Genomic DNA, 21,289 nt, shown 5'->3' on the forward strand with positions numbered 1-21,289 from the left:
GGAGGGGCCCTATGCGACGTGTCTAAAGGACGGCGAAGGGCCGTGGCCCGCAAACGGAACCACGGCCCTTGCTATCGAACCGAAACTAGCCTTCGAGCAGTTCCGTGACCAGGGCTGCGATTGGCGAGCGTTCGGAGCGGGTCAGGGTGATGTGGCCGAAGAGGGGGTGTCCTTTCAGGGTTTCGACGACGGCGGCGATTCCGTCGTGGCGTCCGACGCGGAGGTTGTCGCGCTGGGCGACGTCGTGGGTCAGGACGATCTTCGAGTTCTGGCCGATGCGGCTCATGACGGTCAGCAGGACGTTCTTTTCGAGTGACTGGGCCTCGTCAACGATCACAAAGGCGTCGTGAAGGGAGCGTCCGCGGATGTGGGTGAGGGGCATGACCTCGAGCATGCCGCGGTCCATGACCTCCTCCACGACTTCCTGGCTGACCAGTGCCCCAAGGGTGTCGAAGACCGCCTGCGCCCAGGGGTTCATCTTCTCGGACTCGGAGCCGGGCAGGTAGCCCAGTTCCTGGCCGCCCACGGCGTACAGGGGCCGGAAAACGATCACCTTGCGGTGCTCCCGGCGCTCGAGGACCGCTTCCAGGCCCGCACACAAAGCCAGGGCTGACTTGCCGGTGCCTGCCCGGCCGCCTATGGAGACGATGCCGACGGCGGGATCCATCAGCATGTCGATGGCCAGCCGCTGCTCCGCGGACCGTCCGTGCAGTCCGAATACGTCGCGGTCGCCCTTCACCAGGCGGACCTGCTTGTCCGGGCCCACCCGGCCGAGCGCGGAGCCGCGGTTGGACAGCAGGACCAGGCCGGTGTTCACGGGCAGTTCCGCTGCAGCAGGTATAAACACGGGTTCGTGGCCGTAGAGCGTGGAAATCTCCTGCTCGCTGGCCTCCACCTCGGCCACGCCGGTCCAGCCGGAGTCCTTCACCAACTCGTTGCGGTATTCGTCGGCGGTGAGCCCCATGGCTGAAGCCTTGACCCGCATGGGCAGGTCCTTGGACACCACGGTGACGTCCCGGCCTTCGTTCGCGAGGTTCTTTGCCACCGCGAGGATACGGCTGTCGTTGTCGCCGCTGCGGAACCCCAGCGGCAGCACCTCGGCGGAGATGTGGTTCAGTTCCACCATGAGGGTGCCGCCGTCGTCACCGATGGGGATCGGCTGGCTCAGGCCGCCGTGCTTGACCCGAAGATCATCGAGGAGCCGGAGCGCCTTCCGCGCAAAGTAGCCAAGTTCAGGGTCGTGCCGCTTGGCCTCAAGCTCGGTGATCACCACCACCGGCACGATCACCTCATGCTCAGCAAAGCGCAGCAGCGCGCGCGGGTCGGACAGCAGGACGGAGGTGTCGATCACGAAGGTGTGGATGTTGGCTTCCCTTCCGGAAACAGCAAAACCGGCTGCAGCATCTTTCGCTGCGCCGGTTTCTGACGTGGCTCGCATGGCGCGAGAGGTAGCTTTCCCGCCCTGGCCGAAAAGGACCTCGGGCAGTTGTTCAGAAGTAGCCACATCGACTCCAGCCCCGGGCGCATGCCCGGATTTGTTAGTGGTGAGGCGGCTCGGCCAAGAGGCCGGGTCCGGCCTCCCATACAACCGGTGCGATGTCTCGCTCCATGTACTGGCCTCCCCGATCAGCCGGCGGTTTTGCCTGCTGATGGATATAACGTAAATCCATCGGAAGTAATTTCCGCAACCATTACGCGGCGATTCCTGTTGCAGCCGTGTGAACTGTCGGTGAACCCTGAATGTCAGGTGCCGAAGCGGCGCTGCCGGCCGGCATAGTCCCGGAGGGCGCGCAGGAAGTCCACTTTGCGGAATGCCGGCCACAGCGCCTCGCAGAAGTAGAACTCGCTGTAGGCGCTCTGCCACATCAGGAACCCGGAGAGCCGTTGTTCGCCGGACGTGCGGATCACCAGGTCCGGATCCGGCTGGCCCCGGGTGTAGAGGAACCGGGAGATATCGTCCACGCACAGGTCGTCGGCGAGCTTGCCAATATCGGCGCCCTTGGCGACGGCGTCGTGCAGCAGTTCCCGCACGGCGTCAACGATTTCCCGGCGTCCGCCGTACCCCACCGCCACGTTGACATGGATTTTTTCCCGGACCGGAGTGCGTGCCGTGAGCTTGTTCAGCCGCTCCGCAAGATAGTCCGGCAGCAGTTCAGGTGCACCCATGGCGTGCACTGATATGTTCGCGTCGCCGTCAAGCCGGTCCAGGGTGTTGGCGATGATGCCCATGAGGAGGTCCAGTTCTTCGCTGGACCTGTTCATGTTGTCGGTGGACAGCATGTACAGCGTGACCACCTTGACCCCAAGTTCCTGGCACCAGCCAAGGAATTCATGGATCTTGTCTGCGCCTGCCTGATGGCCTTGGCTGGTGGGCGCGTTGAACTGCTTGGCCCAGCGCCGGTTGCCGTCAACCATCACTCCAATGTGCCGGGGGATGCGGTCGCGCGCGAGGTCCTTGAGCAGCCGGCGCTCGTAAAAGCCATAGAGGAACCCGGGCAACTCCACGCGGCCACTCACCTGACTTCCTTGATGTACGTTCGGCTTGCACATCCTAGGCTACCGTCCGCCGCGGGCGGGGACGGTCTTCTGCGCGCCACCCTAAACAGGGCCATTGTTACTCGTGGGTAACTTACTGGCCCGTAAGTTATTCTGGAGCCATGAACAGCGACACCCCGGACGGTCCGCGGAGGCCGCAGCCCAAGGACATTTCAGGCGCGGGAGCCAGCGCGGAAACGAACTCTGGCACCTCCCCCATGGACGACGCAGCCGTGCGGCTGGCAGAGCTCCTGATGATCAAGCCGAAGTGGCGCGGCTGGATTCACACCGTGACGGCTCCGCTGGCACTCGCGGCGGGGATTGTCCTTGTCCTCCTGGCCCCGACCCTTGACCGCAAGGTCACGTCGGCCATCTACGCGGCCACTGGCGTGCTGCTGTTCGGGGTCAGCGCCGTGTACCACCGGGGCAACTGGTCCCCGCGGGTAAAGATGACGCTCAAGCGGCTGGACCATACCAACATCATGCTGGTGATCGCAGGCAGCTACACGCCGCTCGCCTGGACCCTGCTGGAACGGCCCCAGGCCATCCTGCTGCTATGGGTCATCTGGTCAGGTGCAATTCTCGGCGTGTTGTTCCGGCTGCTCTGGACCCAGGCACCCCGCTGGCTGTACGTTCCGATCTACATCGCCCTCGGCTGCGGCGCACTGTTCTACCTTCCGCAGTTTTTCCAGGCCAGCGCGCCCGCCGCCGTCCTCATCTGCGTGGGCGGAGTGCTGTACATCACCGGCGCGGTTTTCTACGCCCTCAAAAAGCCCAACATCAGCTACCACCATTTTGGCTTCCACGAACTCTTCCATGCCTTGACCGTGGTGGCCTTCGCTGCGCATTTCACAGCCATAGCCCTGGCAGTGCTCAGCTAGCGCTGCCAGGGGCTGTCCGCTATCTGCCATGCGGTATCAAGGGCCGGATAAGGCCCTGGAGGAGCCCGGAAGACCTAGTGCCGGCGGTTTCCCGGATCAGCGTCCGCGCCGCCGTCGGCCGGGCCCTGGTAGGAGTCGTCGGCAGCTGAACCGGCACCGGCAGCAGGGCCCGCCGCTCCGGAATCCGCCTCTGCAGCCTCCGCCGCTTCAATGTCGGCGGCAGCGGCCGCGGCGATGCGCTCCTCCTCCACCTGGGCCCGGTAACGGACCCGGCGGATGCGGCGCACCATGTCAACGATCAGCAGGGCAGTGGCTACCACAAAGAAAGCCGTCATGATGAAGCCCAGGAGGCCCGGCGTCACCTGGTCCTCGGAGATGCCCTCACGCAAGGAGGGCGTGGGCAGGGGCGAGGGGGTGGTAGCCAGGCTGAGGAGCAGACGTTGCACGTTGAATACCTTCTATGGAACGGGTGTCAGCAGGCAGCACATTCGGCGGCCCGGATCCGGGCACATCTTCTACACGGCATAGAAATGCCTGCGCTTCTATCTTAGCCCCGCGAACAGGTCCTTCTCCGGGAGCTCGGACGGCACCCGGGACCGGATGAGTGAGTAATCTTCCCAAGGCCACGCCCGGCGCTGCATTTCCGGGGATACGGCAAAGAAGAACCCCAGCGGATCCACCTGCGTACGGTGCGCCCGCAGGGCGTCGTCGCGCACTTCGAAAAAGTCTCCGCAGTCCACCTGCGTGGTGGTGGGATGGGGGGCCGGCGGCGGAGTGTGGCCTTCGGCGTCGGACTCCAGCCATGCCGCGAGCCGCTCGGCGTAAGGGGACTGGAGGCCCGCTTCCTCAAGGGCGAAATGCAGCGCACGGAATCGTTCCGGACTGAAGGCGCGGTCGTAGTACAGTTTGCCCGGTTCCCATGGTTCGCCGGCGTCCGGATAACGGGCAGGGTCACCGGCCGCGTCAAAAGCCTCAACGGCAACCCGGTGCGCCATGATGTGGTCCGGGTGCGGATAGCCGCCGTTCTCGTCATAGCTGAGGATGACGTGGGGCTTGAAGGAACGGACCAGCCGCACCAGCGGGGCGGCCGCATGGTGCAGCGGCAGGGTTGCGAAGGACCCGGCCGGCAGGGGCGGAAGCGGATCACCTTCGGGCAGGCCCGAATCCACAAAGCCCAGCCACCGCTGCTTGATTCCCAGGATCCGGGCTGCCCGTTCCATCTCCAGGCGCCGGGCACCGGCCATGTCCCGTTTGGGATGCGGCTCGCCTTCCACCGCGGGGTTCTGGATGTCCCCGCGTGAGCCGTCCGTGCAGGTGGCCACCATCACCTCCACCCCCGACGCTGCGTACATGGCCATCGTCGCCGCACCCTTGCTGGACTCGTCGTCGGGGTGGGCATGGACGGCGAGCAGCCGGAGCGGTGCGTGGGAGTTACTGGACGCTGTCATTGAAGGACGGCTCCTTATTCTTCATTGCGGCTTGCGGCTGCTGAGCGGTTGCTGAACGCGCGGGGACTGCAGGGCCTGCTGTGCCGCCGACCGGGAAAGCTCCGCCGGAAGGGGCACTAAACTGGTCTGGTGACTTCCCCGGACCAGCCGGCCCATTCCGAGCCCGCAAACACTAGCCTAGCCAATCGTTATGGTGCTAAAAAGCGCCGGCTCTCCCCAGCCGCCACGCGCACTATCGGAGGCGCCGCACTGGCCGCAGGGATCGGTTTCATGGCCTGGGTTTCCACGTCGAATTCCCTCACCGAGGTGAGCTTCAAGGACATCGGCTATGTCACCACGGACGCCACGCTGGCCGAGGTGGACTTCCAGGTCACCCGGGAACCTGGAACCTCCGTGCAGTGCGCCATCAAGGCGCTGGATTCCAAATACGCCGTAGTGGGGTGGAAAGTTGTGGACATTCCTCCTTCGGAGGCAGATGGAACAGCCGACGGCGGGCGAACAGTCTCGCAGCGGGTCCCGGTCAGGACAGAGTCACAGTCCGTATCCGGCGTGGTGGACAGCTGCTGGATTCCCGGCGACTCAGGGCAGAAGATGTGATGCGCGCCGCTTGCTTGTTGGGTTAAATCCACAGGATTGACTACAATGGAGCAATACCTTTACCCCGCTGAGCTGGTTACTGTTCCACAAGTGGCCACCGTGGCGGGGTCTTTTGCATGTAGGACCATTAGAGGAGAAGTCCGTGTCTACCACCAACAGCGCAGCTGCAGCCTGGCTTACCCAGGAAGCTTTTGACCGCCTGAAGGCAGAGCTGGACCACCTTTCCGGCGCTGGCCGGGCGGAGATCGTCCAGAAAATTGAATCAGCCCGGCAAGAGGGTGACCTCAAGGAAAACGGCGGCTACCACGCGGCCAAGGAGGAGCAGGGCAAGATCGAGGCCCGCATCCGCCAGCTGACGGCCCTGCTTCGGGACGCCCACGTTGGCGAGTCTCCGGCAGATGACGGAATCGTGGAGCCCGGCATGATCGTCGTTGCCAGGATTGCCGGTGACGAAGAAACCTTCCTGCTCGGTTCCCGCGAGATCGCAGGCGATTCCGATCTTGACGTCTTCAGCGAGAAGTCTCCGCTGGGTGCCGCCATCCTTGGACACAAGGAAGGCGACACGTTGAGCTACACGGCGCCCAACGGCAAGGACATCAAAGTAGAGATCCTTTCCGCCAAGCCGTACGCGGCATAGTCCCGGACGCACCAAGCGCGCCGGCAGTCCCTCAGGGGCTGCCGGCGTTTCGCTTTAACGAGGGAAGGTTCCGGCGGAGGTCAGGACTTGATGCCCGTTAGACCTTCGCGGGGCCGCAGGAGCAGCGCGGCCACCACTCCCCCGGCTGCGCCGCCGAGATGGGCCTGCCAGGAAACGAATCCCGAAACCAGCGGGAGGACGCCCAGCAGGATGCTGCCGTAGCCCATAAACAGCACAACGGCCAGCAGGATCTGCCGCCAGCTGCGGTTGAAAAAGCCCCGGACCAGCAGGAAAGAGAAGAGCCCGAAGACCAGGCCGGAAGCGCCCACGGTGATGCCACCGTTCCCGATCAGCCAGACCGTCAGCCCGGATCCGAGCCAGCTCAAGGCCAACGCCGTCAGGAAAACCCGGAGCCCGGAGAGGAAGACCAGGAAGCCGAAAATTATCAGCGGCAGGCTGTTGGACAGCAAGTGGTTCAGGTTGGCATGCAGGAGCGGGAAGGTGAAGATGTCCAGCAGTCCGTCGGCGCTCCTGGGCCGCAGGCCGAACGTGCGGTTCAGCGAACGCAGCATCAGTGCGTTGAACAGTTCTATGGCGAACAGGAGAGCCACAAAGCCGCCCAGCACCAGCAGTCCGCCTTTTGCCCGGGCGGCGATGGTCCGCCGCTCCCAGCCTCCGCTTCCCGTGAGTCCGGCCATGGCCTGTCCTAGTGCACCACGATGGGCTGGAAACCCTCGGCGCGGAGCGCGCTAAGGACCTGCTGGCAGTGCTCGTGGCCCTTTGTTTCCAGGTTGACGGTGATGGAGACGTCGCCCATGCTGATCGACCCGCCCACCCGAGTATGGTCCAGCCCGGTGACGTTGGCGTCGTTCTCGGCGATGATCCGGGCGATGGTGGCAAGCGAACCTGGCCTGTCGTCCAGCATCATGCGGACGGTCATGTAACGCCCTGCGGCGGAGAGGCCCCGCTGGATGACTTTAAGCATCAGCATGGGGTCGATGTTGCCGCCCGAGAGGACCACGGCCGTGGTGCCCGGGTTCTCGATCTTGCCGTCCATGAGTGCGGCCACACCTACAGCGCCGGCAGGCTCCACCACCATCTTCGCGCGCTCCAGGAGGAAAATCAGCGCACGCGCCAGAGAGTCTTCGCTGACCGTTACGACGTCGTCCACCAGTTCACGGATGATGCTGAAGGGAAGCTGCCCCGGGCGGCCGACGGCAATGCCGTCGGCCATGGTGGACACCTTTTTCAACGGAACGAGTGCATCAGCAGCAAGCGAGGGCGGGTATGCGGCGGCATTTTCCGCCTGCACGCCGATGATACGGATCTCCCGGCCCAGTTCCCTGGCCCGGGCTTTGATGGCGACGGCGACACCCGCCAGGAGTCCCCCGCCGCCTACGCCCATCAGCACCGTGTCAACGTTGGGTACCTGCTCCAGGATTTCGAGCCCCAGCGTGCCTTGGCCTGCGACGACGTCCACGTTGTCGAACGGGTGGACGAAGACAGTTCCGGTTTCGTTGCTGTACCGCTGGGCTTCGGCGAGCGCTTCGTCGACATTGTGCCCGTGCAGGATGACTTCTGCCCCGTGGCTGCGGGTGGCAGCCAGTTTCGGCAAAGCTACACCCAGGGGCATGTAGATGCGGGCTTTGATCCCGAGGCTCTTGGCTGCCACGGCAACACCTTGGGCGTGGTTTCCTGCGGACGCGGCCACCACGCCGCGCTTTTTCTCTTCCGGGGACAGCCGCGCCATCCGCACGTAGGCGCCGCGGACCTTGAACGATCCCGCCCGCTGGAGGTTTTCGCACTTGAAGTAGACGTCCCCGCCGACGAGGGCTCCCAGCGCCCGTGATGATTCCACCGGGGTCCGCGCAATAATCCCGTCGAGCAGCTTCTGCGCCTCCAGGACATCGTCCAGCGTGACGGGAAGGGTTTCAAGGATGTTCACGGACTAATCTCCTCTGGATTTCGGCCCCGGCGCCGCGTCGTTGGAACGGGCGCCAGGTTGTTCTGCGTCGGTGCTGGCCGCGGCGTCCTTGCCGCCTTTGAGGGCGTCCGGCGGGTCGACACGCGTAATGGTGTTGTCCGGGCCGGCGCCGGCAGTCACCGAGCCTGCAGGTGATGCCAACACCTGTTCATGTTCCCACGTTCTGGCGGCGATGTAGCGAACGGCCGAATTTGCGACGGCGAGGATGGGCACCGAGAACAGCGCTCCAGGGATTCCGGCCAGGTAGGAACCGGCTGCTACCGAGAGGATCACTGCCACCGGATGCAGGGCTACCGCCTTGCCCATCACAAGTGGCTGAAGGATATGGCTCTCCAGCTGCTGGACCAGCAGCACAATACCGAGCATGACAAGGGCGTTGATGGGGCCGTTGGCTACCAGCGCGAGCAGAACAGCGATGGCGCCTGTCACCAGGGCGCCGACGATCGGGATAAACGAGCCGATAAACACGAGCACACTCAGGGGCAGCGCCAGCGGGACGCCGATAATCGCCGCCCCCAGGCCAATGCCCACCGCGTCCACAAATGCGACAAACATCTGGATGCGGGCATAGCTGACCATCGAAGCCCAGCCCTTGCGCCCGGCGCCGAATGTCGCCGCCCGCGCCTTCCGGGGCAGCAGCCGCACGAGGAACGCCCAGATCCGGTCGCCTTCGAGCAGGAAAAAGATAAGGACGAACAGGGCGAGGACCAGTCCCGCCGCGAAATGCCCTGCGCTGCTGCCAAAGGACAGTGCACCGCTGAGGATATTGCTGGTGTTGTCCTGCAGCGCGGTACTGGCCTCCTGCAGGTACTGATCGATTTGGTCGGCCGTCAGGTGGAGGGGCCCCTCGGACAACCAGTTCTGGATCTGGCGGATGCCGGTCAGCGCTTCGGACCAGAGTTCCCCGAAGCCGGCCACGAGTTGCCTGCCCACCAGCGCCAGCGATCCCCCGATCAGGCCCAGGAAGCCCACCACAGTGATGGCCACAGCCGCCCCGCCGGGCACCCGGCGCCTTTTCAGCCAGCCCACCACGGGGTTCAGGAGGCCGGCCAGGAGGGCGGCGACCATCACCGGGATGATGAGGAAACTGATTCCCCGCAGCAGCCATACCAGGGCGCCGCCCACAAGGAGGATGAGTCCCAGGCGCCAGGCCCACGATGCGGCGATGCGCACTCCGTAGGGAATGTCCTTGTCCAGTTCACGGTCCGTCAGGACGCGCAGTGGCGGAGTTCCATTTGCCGGTGCAGTGGATGGTTGCCGTACGGGTAGTTGAGGGTCGGGCGAAACGGGATCCTCGGCTGGCGTCATAGCCTAATAATTCCCCAGCCACGGCCTAATGGGAAACTGCTAGCCGGCGGCACCGGAACTGTAGTCGATCCCCCATGACATAGTGAAGGACTTCCCCGGCTGCAGCCAGCGGAGGCCCTCGCCGGAGTTGAAGGCATTGGCGGGACCGGTCATGGGTTCAACAGCCACCGCGCGGCTGCGGCCCGGGTACAGGGTACTGACATAGACGTGGACATACTGGCAGGATTCGTCCTGCCAGAGGCTCACCTGCCGTCCGTCCGGGGCGGCCAGCGTGTGCCGTGCCTTCCCCCCTTCGAACTGCAGGCCGGTCAGGGCGACGTCCACGTTCAGCGGGGCAACATGCAGACCCGCCCGGAAGTCGGTGTCACCGTGGACGGGTGCGCTGCCGCGCGGAATGAGGCGCTCGTCTGCCAGCAACTGGGTGTCAGCGGACACGGTCAACACCAGTTCCTCAACTGCGGTGTCCCCCAGCCGCAGATACGGGTGGGCCCCAAGGACAAACGGCGCGGCCTTCCTGGAATCGTTGGCCAGCGTCTGGTGGACCTCCAGGCCAAGGTCTTCGGTGAGGAGGTACTGCACCCGGTGGCGCGCCAGGAAGGGGTACCCGTGCTGGGGAAAAATGGTCGCCTCGAGCGCAACTGAATGTTCGGACTCATCAACCAGCGCGTAGGAAGCGTTGCGGAGGAGTCCGTGGCTTGCGTTGTTGCGTGCCACCTCGGTGATGGCCAGCTGCTGCTTCTTGCCGTCCAGGAACCACCTGCCGTCTTCAACGCGATTGGCCCACGGCGCAAGCGTGATCCCTGACCCGCCAGGCGGGATCTCGTCGTCGCCGTACGTTTCCGTCAGCTGGACGCCGGACCTGCTGAACAAGCGGAGTCCGGCGGCCAGTTCGGTGACCACGGCTAAGGCGTCTCCCCGGCGGAGTTCGTACTGCCTGCCGGTCGCGTAAGCCCGGTAGCCTGAAGCGACGCTGGTTTCGAGGGGTGAATCGGAAGTCATGAGCAATACCGTACAGCGCGGCCCGGCTGCCTGCACTGAACGACCTGTTGTATTTTGTTAGTTTCTATTCCTTTTTGAGCGATTCATGGAACAATAGTGGTAAATCGCAGCGACACCAACAGGACGGGTTTCATGACGGGAATTACCAGTACCAGGCTCTCCGACGGCAGGGAACTGATCTATTTTGACGACGCCCATACACCCAAAGCGCGGACCGCGGACACCACCACTGACCACCGCGCCCTGCCTCCCAGGGGCGAACCGGGTGAAGTCCGCTTCGATGCCCTCACCGATGAATGGGTGGCTGTAGCAGCCCACCGCCAAAGCCGCACCCACCTGCCGCCCGCAGACCAATGCCCGATCTGCCCCACGACCGCCAACAACCCATCGGAGATACCGGCTGACGACTACGATGTCGTCGTGTTCGAAAACCGCTTTCCGTCCCTCGGTCCGGCGCTCGGCACCGTTCCCGCGGAAGCGGCCTGGGGAACAACGGGCCCGGCTTTCGGCCGCTGCGAAGTGGTGGCGTTCACCCCGGCACACACCGGGTCCTTCAGCGGCCTGGGTGAAGCCCGCTCGCGCACAGTGATCGAGGCATTGGCGCAGCGCACGGCGGCCCTGAGCGCCCTTCCGGGTATCAAACAGGTTTTCCCTTTCGAAAACCGTGGCGCGGATATCGGCGTCACTCTCCACCATCCCCACGGCCAGATCTATGCCTACCCCTACGTGACGCCGCGCGCTGGCGTCCTGGGCGCCGCTGCCCGGAAGTTCTACGACGCGGCGGGCGGCCGTGAGACTCTCACCGGCTCGCTGCTGCGCTCGGAACGTGAGGACGGCAGCAGGATGGTCATGGAAGGCGAAAACTTCAGCGCCTACGTCCCGTTTGCGGCACGCTGGCCGCTCGAGATCCATTTGGTTCCCCACCGCCAGGTTCCCGACCTGGCGGCGCTGAGCGGGGAGGAAAAGGACGAACTGGCGCACGTCTACCTTAATCTGCTCAAGCGGTTGGATGCCCTCTACCCCACACCCACGCCGTACATCTCCGCATGGCACCAGGCCCCGCTGGACGCACTGCTGCGTCCCGCAAGCTACCTCCACCTCCAGCTGACTTCGCCGCGGCGTGCCGCCGACAAGCTGAAGTTCCTCGCGGGGTCGGAGGCCGCCATGGGAGCCTTTATCAATGACACCACCCCGGAAAGTGTGGCGGAGCGCCTGCGCAATGTCACCGTTCCAGCTTCAACACCGTCCCCGGCTGCCCTTCGGGCAGCCCTGCCCGAAGGAGCCCCTGCTTGAGTGCCGCATCTGACCCGCTGACCGCACCGGAAAGCACTGCTCTCGAAGGCCTCGCCGCCCGGTTTACCCGGGAGTTCGGCGGGGTTGCGACTGGAGTCTGGCAGGCGCCGGGGCGGGTGAACCTTATCGGGGAACACACAGACTACAACGAGGGTTTCGTCCTGCCCTTCGCCATCGACCGGACAGCCCGCGTGGCAGTGGCCGTTCGCCCTGACAACACCGTGCGGCTCCTGTCCACCTACGGCGACCAGGGCGTGGTGACCACGTCGCTGGATTCCCTGCAGCCTGGTTCAGCCAAGGGCTGGACCAAATATCCGCTGGGCGTCATGTGGGCGCTCCAGCAGCGGGGCATTGATGTTCCGGGCGTTGACCTGCTGCTGGACTCGAACGTCCCGCTGGGCGCTGGGCTCTCCTCCTCCCACGCCATCGAGTGCGCCGTCATCTCCGCGTTGAACGAACTGACCGGCGCAGGGCTGGCAGCCGAGGACATGGTCCTTGCCACACAGCAGGCCGAAAATGAATTCGTGGGTGCGCCCACGGGAATCATGGACCAGTCCGCCTCGTTGCGTGGGTCAAAAGGCCACGCCGTGTTCCTGGACTGCAGGGACCAGCACGTCAGCCTGGTTCCGTTTGAGACGGAATCGGCAGACCTGGTGATGCTGGTCATCGATACCAAAGTGTCGCATTCGCATGCGGACGGCGGCTACGCTTCGCGCCGGGCATCGTGCGAGCTGGGGGCTGAGGTTTTGGGAGTGAAGGCACTGCGTGATGTGCAGGTAGCCGACCTTGAGGAAGCCGCCGGGCTCCTGGATGAAGTGACGTTCCGCCGGGTGCGCCACGTGGTGACCGAGAATGACCGCGTCCTGCAGACTGTGGACCTTCTCGCGGGCCAGGGGCCGGCAGCGATCGGCCCCCTCCTGGACGCGAGCCACGCCTCCATGCGCGACGACTTTGAGATCTCCTGCCCCGAGCTGGACCTGGCCGTGGAGGCTTCGCGCGCCAACGGAGCCATTGGCGCGCGGATGACCGGCGGTGGCTTTGGCGGCGCCGCCATTGCGCTCACTCCGGTCGGTTCGGAGCAAAAGGTGCGCGACGCCGTCGTCCAGGCTTTCGCCGGCGCCGGCTTCACCGCACCTGACATCTTCACGGTGACGCCGGCGGCCGGCGCCACGCGGATCGCCTAGGTCCGAAACAACGGCTGAGGGCCCCACCTTCCGGTGGGGCCCTCAAAACTTTTGCGGTTTTACAGCAGGAGGCGTCCGACGGCGGGACGCCGGTGTGCGGGTTAGTCGTCCCCGCGCAGGATGGCGAGCAGGCGGATGATTTCCACGTACAGCCACACAAGGGTGACGGTGAGGCCGAAGGCCGCCGTCCAGGAGAAGCGCTGCGGAGCGCCGCTGCGGACGCCCGCTTCGATGCTGGTGAAGTCCATGATCAGCGAGAAGGCTGCCAGGCCGATGGCGAGCAGGCCGATGAAAACACCCAGCGGAATGCCGAAGATTTCGATCTCGGTACGCAGGCCGAAAGGCGACTGGACCGCGCCGGTCCACATCATCACCATGTTGATCAGCGCAAAGACCGCGTAGCCGATGACAGCGATCATAAAGAACCGCATGGCCTTCGGCGTGGCGCGGACCTTGCCGCTCTTGAACAGAACGAGGGTCACGGCGAACACGGACAGGGTGCCGATCACGGCCTGCAGGCCAACGCCCGGGAACTGCGCATCGAGGATACGGGTCAGGCCGCCGAGGAAGAGGCCTTCCAGTCCAGCGTAAGCCAGGATGAGGGCCGGCGAAGGCTGCTTCTTGAAAGTGTTGACCAGTGCCAGGACGAAGCCGCCGAGGGCGCCGACAATCATCAGCAGCGCTGCGAGCCCCATGCTGACGAACATGGTGACGGCGGCACCGGCCACCACGACGCCAAGGCAGGCCGCCGTTTTCACGATGACGTCGTCGAACGTCATCCGGCCGGTGTCAGCCGGACCCGCCGCAGGCTGGTTGTACATCTGCTGCAGCTGCGCGTCGGTCATGGGCTGCTGTCCGTAGCCCTGCTGGCCGTAGGGGGCCTGGCCGTAGGGAGCCTGGCCATACGGCTGCTGGCCGTAAGGAGCCTGGCCATAGGGAGCCTGCGGGACAGGCGGTGCCTGGGTGGCTCCACGGAAGTTCTTTCCGTTGAAGATCGGGTTGCCGCCAAGTGCCATTGCGGGATTCCTCCATTGATGGGATGTGTTTGTGAACCTTATGGTTTACGCTACCAATTTTCACGTCGCGGCACTGCTAAAAGTTCCCTGCTGCTGCGGGTGCAACCCAACCGTGACGTGCTGAAACCGAACGATGGCTGGGTGACCGGAGGTCACCGGGGGGTCGAGCCGCCCGGGAAGCACCGTGGCTCAACAAAGGTTTCCTCATGCTCTCCCACCGCTTCGGGCCCACGGTACAGCGCAGTTGTTACCTGATCGCTATGCTGACGCCTCCAATCAGGGCATTTATAGGTTCTTCCGCGCTGTAGCATAAGCCAAGCAGGGTGACGGAACTCACATGCGTGACGGGTGCAGGGCGTTATGGCATCATCCCAGCCCTGCATCCGTTCGCAGCGGTTGCATTGGCGCAGCCGAGACCGCCCCCCAAGTGGAGGTTTTCAATTTGAGAAGTACATCCCAAGGCCTGCCGGCCGGAGGACGCCGCGGGTTGCTAAGACTATTGGGAGCCATCAGCGCCTCCATCCTGGCAATCCTCCTCGTGGCGGCCCCGGCATCCCAGGCCGCTTCCCCCTCACCGACACCATCCCCGTCGAACCAAACCTTCCAGAACAACATCAGCGGATTCCTCCGCGACGATACCCGTGCACCACTGGCGGACGTGACCATCACCGCCAAGAGCGGCGACTTCACCGGTACCGCCAAGTCGTCCGCCAACGGGTCCTGGAGCATTGGGGTGCCCGAGCAGGGGACCTACACGGTGGAGCTGGACGAATCGACCCTGCCTGAGGGCATTACCCTGGCCGAGGGCCAGGAGAATCCCCGCGACGTCACGTTCAGCCAGACGTCCAATCTGTCGGTCATCTTCGCCTTCGGCAAAGGCATTGTGGTCCAGGAGCAGGACTTCGGCCAAAACCTGCTCAACCGGCTCGTGGCCGGATTGAGTTTTGGGCTGCTGCTGGCGCTGGCGTCCGTAGGCCTCTCGCTCATCTTCGGTACTACGGGACTGACCAACTTCGCCCACGGCGAGATGGTCACCCTCGGCGCAGTACTGGTGTTTGCCTTCAATGCCATCGGGCTTCCCTTCTGGCTGGCCATCATCCTCTCCCTGCTCGGCGGCGGGTTGTTCGGCTACGTCCAGGACAGGGGGCTGTGGCGGCCCCTGCGGCGCCGCGGCACCAGCCTGGTGCCCATGATGATCGTCAGCATTGGCCTTGCCCTTGCCGTCCGGTATGTCATCCAGTTCTTCTTTGGCGGCGCCACCCAACAGTTGCCGTTCGCCCAAAGCCCTGAGATCCAGCTCGGCCCGGTATCCATCTCACCCAACAACCTCTGGTCCCTGGGCATCAGTGCCGTGGTCATCGCCCTGATCGGCATCGTGCTGCTGAAAACCCGGCTGGGCAAAGCCACCCGCGCAGTGGCGGATAACCCCGCCCTCGCTGCGGCGTCTGGAATCGACGTCGACGGTGTGATCCGGCTGGTCTGGATCACCGGTGGCATGCTGGCGTCGCTCGGTGGCATCCTCTGGGCCTATTACCGTCCAGGCGTCACCTTCGACATGGGCTCCGCAATCCTGCTGCTGATCTTTGCCGGCGTAACCCTCGGGGGGCTCGGCACGGTGTTCGGCGCCCTGATCGGATCAATCATCGTCGGCATCTTTGTGGAGCTGACCACCGTGTTCGGCCTCGCTGCCGACCTCAAATACGTGGGAGCCCTGTTCATCATGATCGTTGTCCTCTTGTTCCGGCCGCAGGGAATCCTGGGCCGACGCGAGCGCGTGGGTTAGGAGACAGCCATGGACTTTGGATTCATTCTTGCCAGTGCCGCCACTGAGATTTTCAGCCCGACGACGGCCGCCTACGCCTTGGCTGCACTGGGCCTCGCGGTACATTTCGGGTACTCAGGGCTGCTCAACTTCGGCCAAGCGGGCTTCATGGCCGTGGGCGCCTACGGCTTCGCCATCTCCACCCTCAGCTTCGGCGTCCCGTTCTTCGTGGGACTGCTGATTGCCGTTATTGCCTCGGCAATTTTTGCGCTGCTGCTTGGCATCCCCACCCTGCGGCTCCGCGCCGACTACCTGGCCATTGTCACCATTGCGGCGGCCGAGATCGTGCGGTACATCGTCACCACCAACCAGCTCACCTCGGTCACCGGATCGGCCAACGGCCTGGCGGCCTTCGAAGGCGGGTTCTACTCCATGAACCCGTTCCCTGAAGGCTCCTATTTCGGCATGAACAACCGAGACTTCTTCATCCGCGTGGTGGGATGGGCCCTGGTGATCATCTGCTGCACGCTCGTGTGGCTGCTGATGCGCAGCCCTTGGGGCCGGGTGCTTAAAGGCATCCGCGAAGACGAGAACGCCGTACGCTCGCTGGGCAAGAACGTCTACGCCTACAAGATGCAGGCCCTTATCATCGGCGGCATACTGGGCGCCCTCGCCGGCATGGTCTTCACCCTTCCCCGTGGAGCGGTGCAGCCGGCAAACTACGGAACGGAACTTACGTTCTTCCTCTATACCTGCCTCCTGCTCGGTGGCATGGCCACGGTCCTCGGACCGGTCATCGGCGCCATGATCTTCTGGGTGGTCCTCTCCTTGACCCAGGGGATCCTCTATGGCCTGATCGAATCAGGCGCCATTACGTGGCTTAACACGGTCCAGGCCGGGCAGCTGCGCTACATCCTGGTTGGCGTCGCCCTCATGCTGCTGATGATTTTCAGGCCGCAGGGCGTCTTCGGAAACAAGAAGGAGCTGGCGTTCGCATGAGCAAGCACAGTGAAGAAATCACCACCCCACGGTCCGGGGAACCGGACTACATGACGGACACCCGTCCCATAGCTGCCGGCGAAACCGCCCCGGGGTGCAAGAAGCGGGACCCTATCGTCGTGGCCGAAAACGTCACCCGAAGCTTCGGCGGCATCAATGCGGTGGACGTTGCGTACCTCGAGATCCCCCGCCACAAGATCACTGCACTCATTGGCCCCAACGGGGCCGGCAAAACCACCCTCTTCAATCTGCTGACAGGTTTTGATACGCCCAACAGCGGCAAATGGCAGTTCGAAGGCCAGAGCCTGGCCGGGGTATCCCCCTACAAGGTGGCGCGGATGGGAATGGTGCGCACGTTCCAGCTCACCAAGGTGATGGGCAAGCTCACGGTGATGGAGAACATGCGCCTCGGCGCGGCAAACCAGCCCGGTGAGAGCCTCGCGAAGGCCCTGTTCAAGGGCATCTGGGGAGGCAGGGAAAAGCAAATTACCGCTGAAGCAGATGTCCTGCTGGAGAAGTTCAAGCTCGACGCCAAAAAGGACGACTACGCGGCTTCCCTTTCAGGCGGGCAGCGCAAGCTCCTGGAGATGGCACGCTCCCTCATGGTCCGGCCCAAGCTTGTGATGCTTGATGAGCCCATGGCAGGCGTGAACCCCGCGCTGACGCAATCCCTGCTGGACCACATCAAGAACCTCAAAGCCGAAGGCATGACGGTCCTCTTCGTCGAACACGACATGCACATGGTCCGGCACATCGCCGACTGGGTAGTGGTCATGGCTGAGGGAAAGGTGGTTGCGGAAGGTCCTCCCGGAGAGGTTATGAAGAACCCCGCAGTCATCGACGCTTATCTGGGCGCCCACCACGACGTTGACCTTGGAGACTCCGAGGGCATCAAGGAGCTGGCAGCAGAACTTGTGGCTGACGAGGAATCCATCGTCGGAACAGAAAATGCGGGCATCATCGCGGTGGACGTAGTGGCCGCAGAGGGCGGCGAACCCGCCCGCGGCGACGACGGCGGGCCACAGCGCGATCAACCCCGTGGCCGCCACGGAAGCACGGAGACCGGCAGCACAGAGAAGGACACTCAATGAGCAGCACCAGCACGGCACCCGCCGCACAGCCAGTCAGCGACAGCGACTCGGTTGTTAAGGTCACTGACCTCGTGGCCGGATACCTTCCCGGGGTCAACATCCTGAACGGCTGCAGCATCGAGGCCCGCAAAGGCGAGCTGATCGGCATCATCGGGCCCAACGGAGCCGGCAAGTCAACACTGCTGAAAGCGATGTTCGGCCTCGTTAAGGTCCATTCCGGAACAATGATTGTGCGGGGGCAGGACATCACCGGGCTGAAGGCGAACAAACTCGTATCCCGGGGCGTGGGATTCGTTCCGCAAACCAACAACGTGTTCGCCACCCTGACCATCGAGGAAAACCTGCAGATGGGCATGTTCCAGCGGCCCAAGGACTTCGCGGAGCGGTTCGACTTCGTCACCGGCCTGTTTCCTGAACTCGGCAAGCGCCGCGCCCAGCGCGCCGGCTCCCTTTCAGGCGGCGAGCGCCAGATGGTGGCCATGGGCAGGGCACTGATGATGGATCCGGCGGTGCTGCTGCTCGACGAGCCGTCCGCCGGCCTTTCCCCCGTCAAGCAGGACGAAACCTTCCTGCGTGTCCACGAGATCAACCGCGCCGGCGTCTCGGTAATCATGGTGGAACAGAACGCCCGGCGGTGCCTCCAGATCTGCGACCGCGGCTATGTCCTGGACCAGGGTAGGGATGCCTACACCGGCACCGGTCGCGAACTCATGAAAGACCCCAAGGTCATTCAGCTGTATCTTGGCACGCTGGCCGATACCGTCGAGTAGACAACAAAAGGCGACATACAAAGAGCCCCTGTCCGGTTGGACAGGGGCTCTTTGGTGTATCGGGAGCGGTGTTACAGCTTGCCGAACTCCGACTGGAGTGGCTTGAGCTTGTTGTCGTTGGTGTACTCGTAGATGCCGATGTAGGCCTCGGTCGGGTCACCGGCGTCAGAGAACGTCACGGGGCCGGACTGGCCGTCGTAATCGATGTCCTTGCCCTCGCGCAGCAGGGTAACGCAGGAGGGGAAGTTGGTGCACTTCTCACCGGACTCCGAGACACCCTTGAGCTGCTTGGCGATTTCAGGGCCGCTGGTGCTGCCGGCAGCCTCAGCCGCCAGCGCGATCAGGTTCACGGCATCGTAGGATTCACCACCGTAGGTGAAGTCCTTCAGGGCGGGGTCCACTTCAAGAAGCTTCTTGGTGAAGGATTCGTTGGCAAAGGTTCCCGGGAAGGTGCCGTGGGCTCCAAGCATGGTGCCGGGCTGGAAGTCCTTGCTGTAATCCGAGGTGTTGCCGTCCACCAGGAACATCTGGGTGGGCTTTACGCCCTTGCCGGTCATCAGCGGAACGATGCTCTTGGCCTGGTCGAAAGTGATCAGGGCGATGGCATCGGGCTTGGCTGCGATGACCTTATCCACCTGGCTGCTGAACTGGGTATCGCCCTCGTTGAAGAGCTCCTCGGCTACGACCTTGCCACCGGCTGACTCAAACGCTGCCTTGATGTTGGTCGCCAGCCCTGTGCCGTAGGCGTCATTCAGGACGATCATGCCGACCGTTTGGGCTCCACAAGTGGCCATGTAGTTGCCCAGGACCTTGCCCTGGAGAACGTCGGAGGGCGCTGTGCGCCAGTAGAGGCCCTTGTCATCCCACGTGGTGAAGTCCGGTGAGGTGTTGGCGGGAGAGAACTGGAGCACGTTGGCGCCCGTGATCTGGTTGATGACCGTCTTGGACACGCCTGAGGAGGCTGCACCGATGATGGCGTTGACGCCCTGGCCGAGCAAAGCTGCTGTGGACTGCGTTGCGATGTCCGTCTTGGTGTCACCCGAGTCGCGGTGTACCACTTCAACAGGCTTACCGAGGACGCCGCCGGCGTCGTTGACTTCCTTGACGCCGAGGTTAACACCGGCGATTTCCGGCGGGCCGAGGTACGCCAGCGAACCGGTGGTGGGCAGGAGGGAGCCGAGCTTCAGCGGAGTCTCGGTTGTGCCCTTGGACGGTGGGACCGCGCCGCCTGCACCAGTGGGCTGGGCGGTGCTTCCGCCGGTGGAGCCGGGGGCAGGGCAGGCAATTCCTGCCGCTGAGCCGGTGGCGGTTTCGGACGCCGTGGGTGTGGACGAACCGCCGCAAGCCGTTGCCATAAAGGCGACGCCGATGCCAAGCACTGTCAGCTTGGCAACGCGGGTTCCCGCCTGGGGGAATAAAGTCATTTACGAGCTCCTCGATCTAAAGGTGCGAACGGCCTTTGACACGAAAAATCAGGTGTTCCTGATTTAGCTTCAAGCTAGTGCATATCCCGGGCGAAGATAAGTGACTGAGGTCACATCCTTATAACAGTCGTTGCATATGTGGAATTAAATGCCGGAAGCCGCCCGCGCTGCGGACGGCTTCCTCTGTCACCCGGCGCTCGCCGCCAGGTTCTGCCAGGTACCCCAGGTGGGACTCGAACCCACAACACGCGGATTTTAAGTCCGCTGCCTCTGCCAATTGGGCTACTGGGGCATCGGCTCAATGGTATCCCGTCAGAGGCGCGTGAACGGTTCGGCATACCGGAAGGTCCCCCGGACCCCGCCATGCCACAGGGCGAGCGGCAGAAGCTGGAAATAATCGCCCCACGCCTCCTCCGGCGGGAGCACACCCATGGTGGCGGCCGGGACGAACCCGAAGCGGGAGTAGTAGTCGGGGCTGCCCAGCAGCGCGATGCCGATCTCCCCTGCAGCGTTGGCCCTCTCAATGCTCTCTTTCATCAGGGCAGAACCGATGCCCTGCCTTTGGAGCCGCGGCGTGACTCCAAGAGGGCCCAGGCCCAAAAGTTCCTGGTCCCCCACCCACCCGCGGGTGCTGATCACGTGCCCCACCACCTGGCCGTCGAGGACCGCGACCACGCTGAACCCGGGGAGGTACTCCTCGGCGTCAAAGAGCTCCCGGAGCACGTTGACTTCAACTGGTTCCCCGTCCGCCGGGAGCCCGGTGGCCGGCGAGATGGCGAAGGCGTCGGCTGTCAGGGCGAGGATCGCGTTCCGGTCGGCTGGAGTCTCGTCACGCAGCACTAGCTTGGGCCGGGGCAGCTGCCCATTATCCTGAACCTGCCCCCGCCCGGAGAGCTCAGCCAGCACCCCAAGGGCGCGTCCGGCGTCGGCCACCGGTACGAGCAGGTGGTCGTGATGGAACCCGGCCAGGACGTTGCAGCTGATCCTGGCATCCGTGAGGGCCTTGCTGACGGCGGCAGTCAATCCGACGGCTTCCAGTGCCGAGTGGATCTGCAACGTGATCCACGCGGCGACGAAGTCGTAGGACAGCCCTTCCTTGTCGGCCTCGGCACGGGGCAGGACCACCGTGAGGCCCTCTGCTTCCCTGACCGCCGCTTCGATGCCGGGCGCCAGCGGCCGTCCATGGGGCCACAGGACGTAAACGTATTCGCCCGGCCGCCGCACCGGGTGCATCCCTGCCAACAGGGCCTGAAGGTTCTTCTCGCCAGTCATGCTGCCCAGTCTAGAAGGCGCGGCAGCCGGCCGCCGGGTAAGCGGCCGCTATCAGGCTGCCGGGCAAACGCAAACGGCGGCCATCCCCG

General features: G+C 64.1%; 20 protein-coding genes and 1 tRNA gene. 9 read left to right on the forward strand and 12 right to left on the reverse strand.

Annotated features, from left to right (window positions below; all coding sequences use genetic code 11):
- Positions 1-85: 85 nt before the first annotated feature.
- Both phoH2 and AC5RUQ_RS11465 read right to left on the reverse strand, forming a co-directional pair.
- Complete coding sequence (phoH2, locus tag AC5RUQ_RS11460; RefSeq protein ID WP_493947447.1) at positions 86-1,504, reverse strand: RNA 5'-3' helicase PhoH2; 1,419 nt, start codon at positions 1,502-1,504, stop codon at positions 86-88.
- A gap of 239 nt (positions 1,505-1,743) precedes the next feature.
- A complete protein-coding gene (locus AC5RUQ_RS11465) occupies positions 1,744-2,505 on the reverse strand; it encodes an isoprenyl transferase (RefSeq protein WP_493947700.1) in 762 nt (253 codons plus the stop codon).
- A 152-nt stretch (positions 2,506-2,657) separates the two neighbouring features.
- Between AC5RUQ_RS11465 and trhA the strand changes: the two genes are divergently transcribed.
- Positions 2,658-3,416, forward strand: coding sequence for a PAQR family membrane homeostasis protein TrhA (gene trhA, locus AC5RUQ_RS11470; RefSeq protein WP_493947448.1), 759 nt, complete (start codon positions 2,658-2,660; stop codon positions 3,414-3,416).
- 74 nt (positions 3,417-3,490) lie between these two features.
- Here the strand turns inward: trhA and AC5RUQ_RS11475 are convergent, their stop codons facing one another.
- Both AC5RUQ_RS11475 and mca read right to left on the reverse strand, forming a co-directional pair.
- On the reverse strand, positions 3,491-3,862 hold the full coding sequence (locus tag AC5RUQ_RS11475; RefSeq protein ID WP_493947449.1) for a hypothetical protein: 372 nt from the start codon (positions 3,860-3,862) through the stop codon (positions 3,491-3,493).
- A 96-nt stretch (positions 3,863-3,958) separates the two neighbouring features.
- On the reverse strand, positions 3,959-4,864 hold the full coding sequence (mca, locus tag AC5RUQ_RS11480) for a mycothiol conjugate amidase Mca (protein WP_163164263.1): 906 nt from the start codon (positions 4,862-4,864) through the stop codon (positions 3,959-3,961).
- A 234-nt stretch (positions 4,865-5,098) separates the two neighbouring features.
- Between mca and AC5RUQ_RS11485 the strand changes: the two genes are divergently transcribed.
- Together AC5RUQ_RS11485 and greA are read left to right on the forward strand one after the other, a co-directional pair.
- Positions 5,099-5,461, forward strand: coding sequence for a DUF4307 domain-containing protein (locus AC5RUQ_RS11485; protein WP_493947701.1), 363 nt, complete (start codon positions 5,099-5,101; stop codon positions 5,459-5,461).
- A gap of 142 nt (positions 5,462-5,603) precedes the next feature.
- Positions 5,604-6,098: a transcription elongation factor GreA gene (gene greA, locus AC5RUQ_RS11490; RefSeq protein WP_163164261.1), complete on the forward strand. Its 495-nt coding sequence runs from the start codon at positions 5,604-5,606 to the stop codon at positions 6,096-6,098.
- Positions 6,099-6,178: 80 nt separating this feature from the next.
- Here the strand turns inward: greA and AC5RUQ_RS11495 are convergent, their stop codons facing one another.
- From AC5RUQ_RS11495 to AC5RUQ_RS11510, 4 genes are read right to left on the reverse strand one after another with little or no spacing between them, the layout of a single operon-like run.
- A complete protein-coding gene (locus AC5RUQ_RS11495; RefSeq protein ID WP_493947450.1) occupies positions 6,179-6,796 on the reverse strand; it encodes a rhomboid family intramembrane serine protease in 618 nt (205 codons plus the stop codon).
- Positions 6,797-6,804: 8 nt separating this feature from the next.
- The gene (gene ilvA, locus AC5RUQ_RS11500) at positions 6,805-8,043 is read right to left on the reverse strand and encodes a threonine ammonia-lyase (protein WP_493947451.1); all 1,239 of its coding nucleotides are present in this window, start codon (positions 8,041-8,043) and stop codon (positions 6,805-6,807) included.
- A 3-nt stretch (positions 8,044-8,046) separates the two neighbouring features.
- Positions 8,047-9,390 (reverse strand): AI-2E family transporter, encoded by a 1,344-nt coding sequence (locus AC5RUQ_RS11505; protein ID WP_493947452.1) that lies wholly within the window; start codon positions 9,388-9,390, stop codon positions 8,047-8,049.
- Between the two features lie 39 nt (positions 9,391-9,429).
- A complete protein-coding gene (locus AC5RUQ_RS11510; protein ID WP_493947453.1) occupies positions 9,430-10,389 on the reverse strand; it encodes an aldose 1-epimerase family protein in 960 nt (319 codons plus the stop codon).
- 132 nt (positions 10,390-10,521) lie between these two features.
- On the opposite strand from AC5RUQ_RS11510, the gene galT reads away from it, so the two are divergent.
- Entirely contained in the window at positions 10,522-11,682 is a 1,161-nt protein-coding gene (galT, locus tag AC5RUQ_RS11515; protein WP_493947454.1) for a galactose-1-phosphate uridylyltransferase, read from the forward strand.
- A complete protein-coding gene (galK, locus tag AC5RUQ_RS11520) occupies positions 11,679-12,866 on the forward strand; it encodes a galactokinase (RefSeq protein WP_493947455.1) in 1,188 nt (395 codons plus the stop codon). The genes galT and galK overlap by 4 nt, the downstream gene beginning before the upstream one ends.
- Before the next feature lie 101 nt (positions 12,867-12,967).
- Here the strand turns inward: galK and AC5RUQ_RS11525 are convergent, their stop codons facing one another.
- On the reverse strand, positions 12,968-13,882 hold the full coding sequence (locus AC5RUQ_RS11525) for a Bax inhibitor-1/YccA family protein (RefSeq protein WP_493947456.1): 915 nt from the start codon (positions 13,880-13,882) through the stop codon (positions 12,968-12,970).
- Between the two features lie 487 nt (positions 13,883-14,369).
- On the opposite strand from AC5RUQ_RS11525, the gene AC5RUQ_RS11530 reads away from it, so the two are divergent.
- Genes AC5RUQ_RS11530 through AC5RUQ_RS11545 form a run of 4 tightly spaced genes read left to right on the forward strand, consistent with a single transcriptional unit; the run spans position 14,370 to position 18,504 of the window.
- Positions 14,370-15,665, forward strand: a complete 1,296-nt coding sequence (locus AC5RUQ_RS11530) for a branched-chain amino acid ABC transporter permease (protein ID WP_493947457.1) — start codon at positions 14,370-14,372, stop codon at positions 15,663-15,665.
- A gap of 9 nt (positions 15,666-15,674) precedes the next feature.
- Positions 15,675-16,643 carry a branched-chain amino acid ABC transporter permease gene (locus AC5RUQ_RS11535; RefSeq protein WP_493947458.1) on the forward strand — a complete coding sequence of 323 codons (969 nt, stop codon included), beginning with the start codon at positions 15,675-15,677 and terminating at the stop codon, positions 16,641-16,643.
- Positions 16,640-17,734: an ABC transporter ATP-binding protein gene (locus tag AC5RUQ_RS11540; RefSeq protein WP_493947459.1), complete on the forward strand. Its 1,095-nt coding sequence runs from the start codon at positions 16,640-16,642 to the stop codon at positions 17,732-17,734. Before AC5RUQ_RS11535 ends, AC5RUQ_RS11540 begins: the two co-directional genes overlap by 4 nt.
- Positions 17,731-18,504, forward strand: coding sequence for an ABC transporter ATP-binding protein (locus AC5RUQ_RS11545; protein WP_493947460.1), 774 nt, complete (start codon positions 17,731-17,733; stop codon positions 18,502-18,504). The genes AC5RUQ_RS11540 and AC5RUQ_RS11545 overlap by 4 nt, the downstream gene beginning before the upstream one ends.
- A 71-nt stretch (positions 18,505-18,575) precedes the next feature.
- Here AC5RUQ_RS11545 and AC5RUQ_RS11550 read toward each other — a convergent pair whose 3' ends face one another.
- The 3 genes from AC5RUQ_RS11550 to AC5RUQ_RS11560 all read right to left on the reverse strand — a co-directional run bounded on the left by AC5RUQ_RS11550 (position 18,576) and on the right by AC5RUQ_RS11560 (position 21,200).
- Entirely contained in the window at positions 18,576-19,928 is a 1,353-nt protein-coding gene (locus AC5RUQ_RS11550; protein ID WP_493947461.1) for an ABC transporter substrate-binding protein, read from the reverse strand.
- A gap of 218 nt (positions 19,929-20,146) precedes the next feature.
- Positions 20,147-20,220 (reverse strand) — tRNA-Leu (locus AC5RUQ_RS11555).
- Between the two features lie 20 nt (positions 20,221-20,240).
- Positions 20,241-21,200, reverse strand: a complete 960-nt coding sequence (locus tag AC5RUQ_RS11560; protein ID WP_493947462.1) for an N-acetyltransferase — start codon at positions 21,198-21,200, stop codon at positions 20,241-20,243.
- Positions 21,201-21,289 lie beyond the last annotated feature (89 nt).

The organism is Arthrobacter sp. MDT2-3, assembly GCF_059090465.1.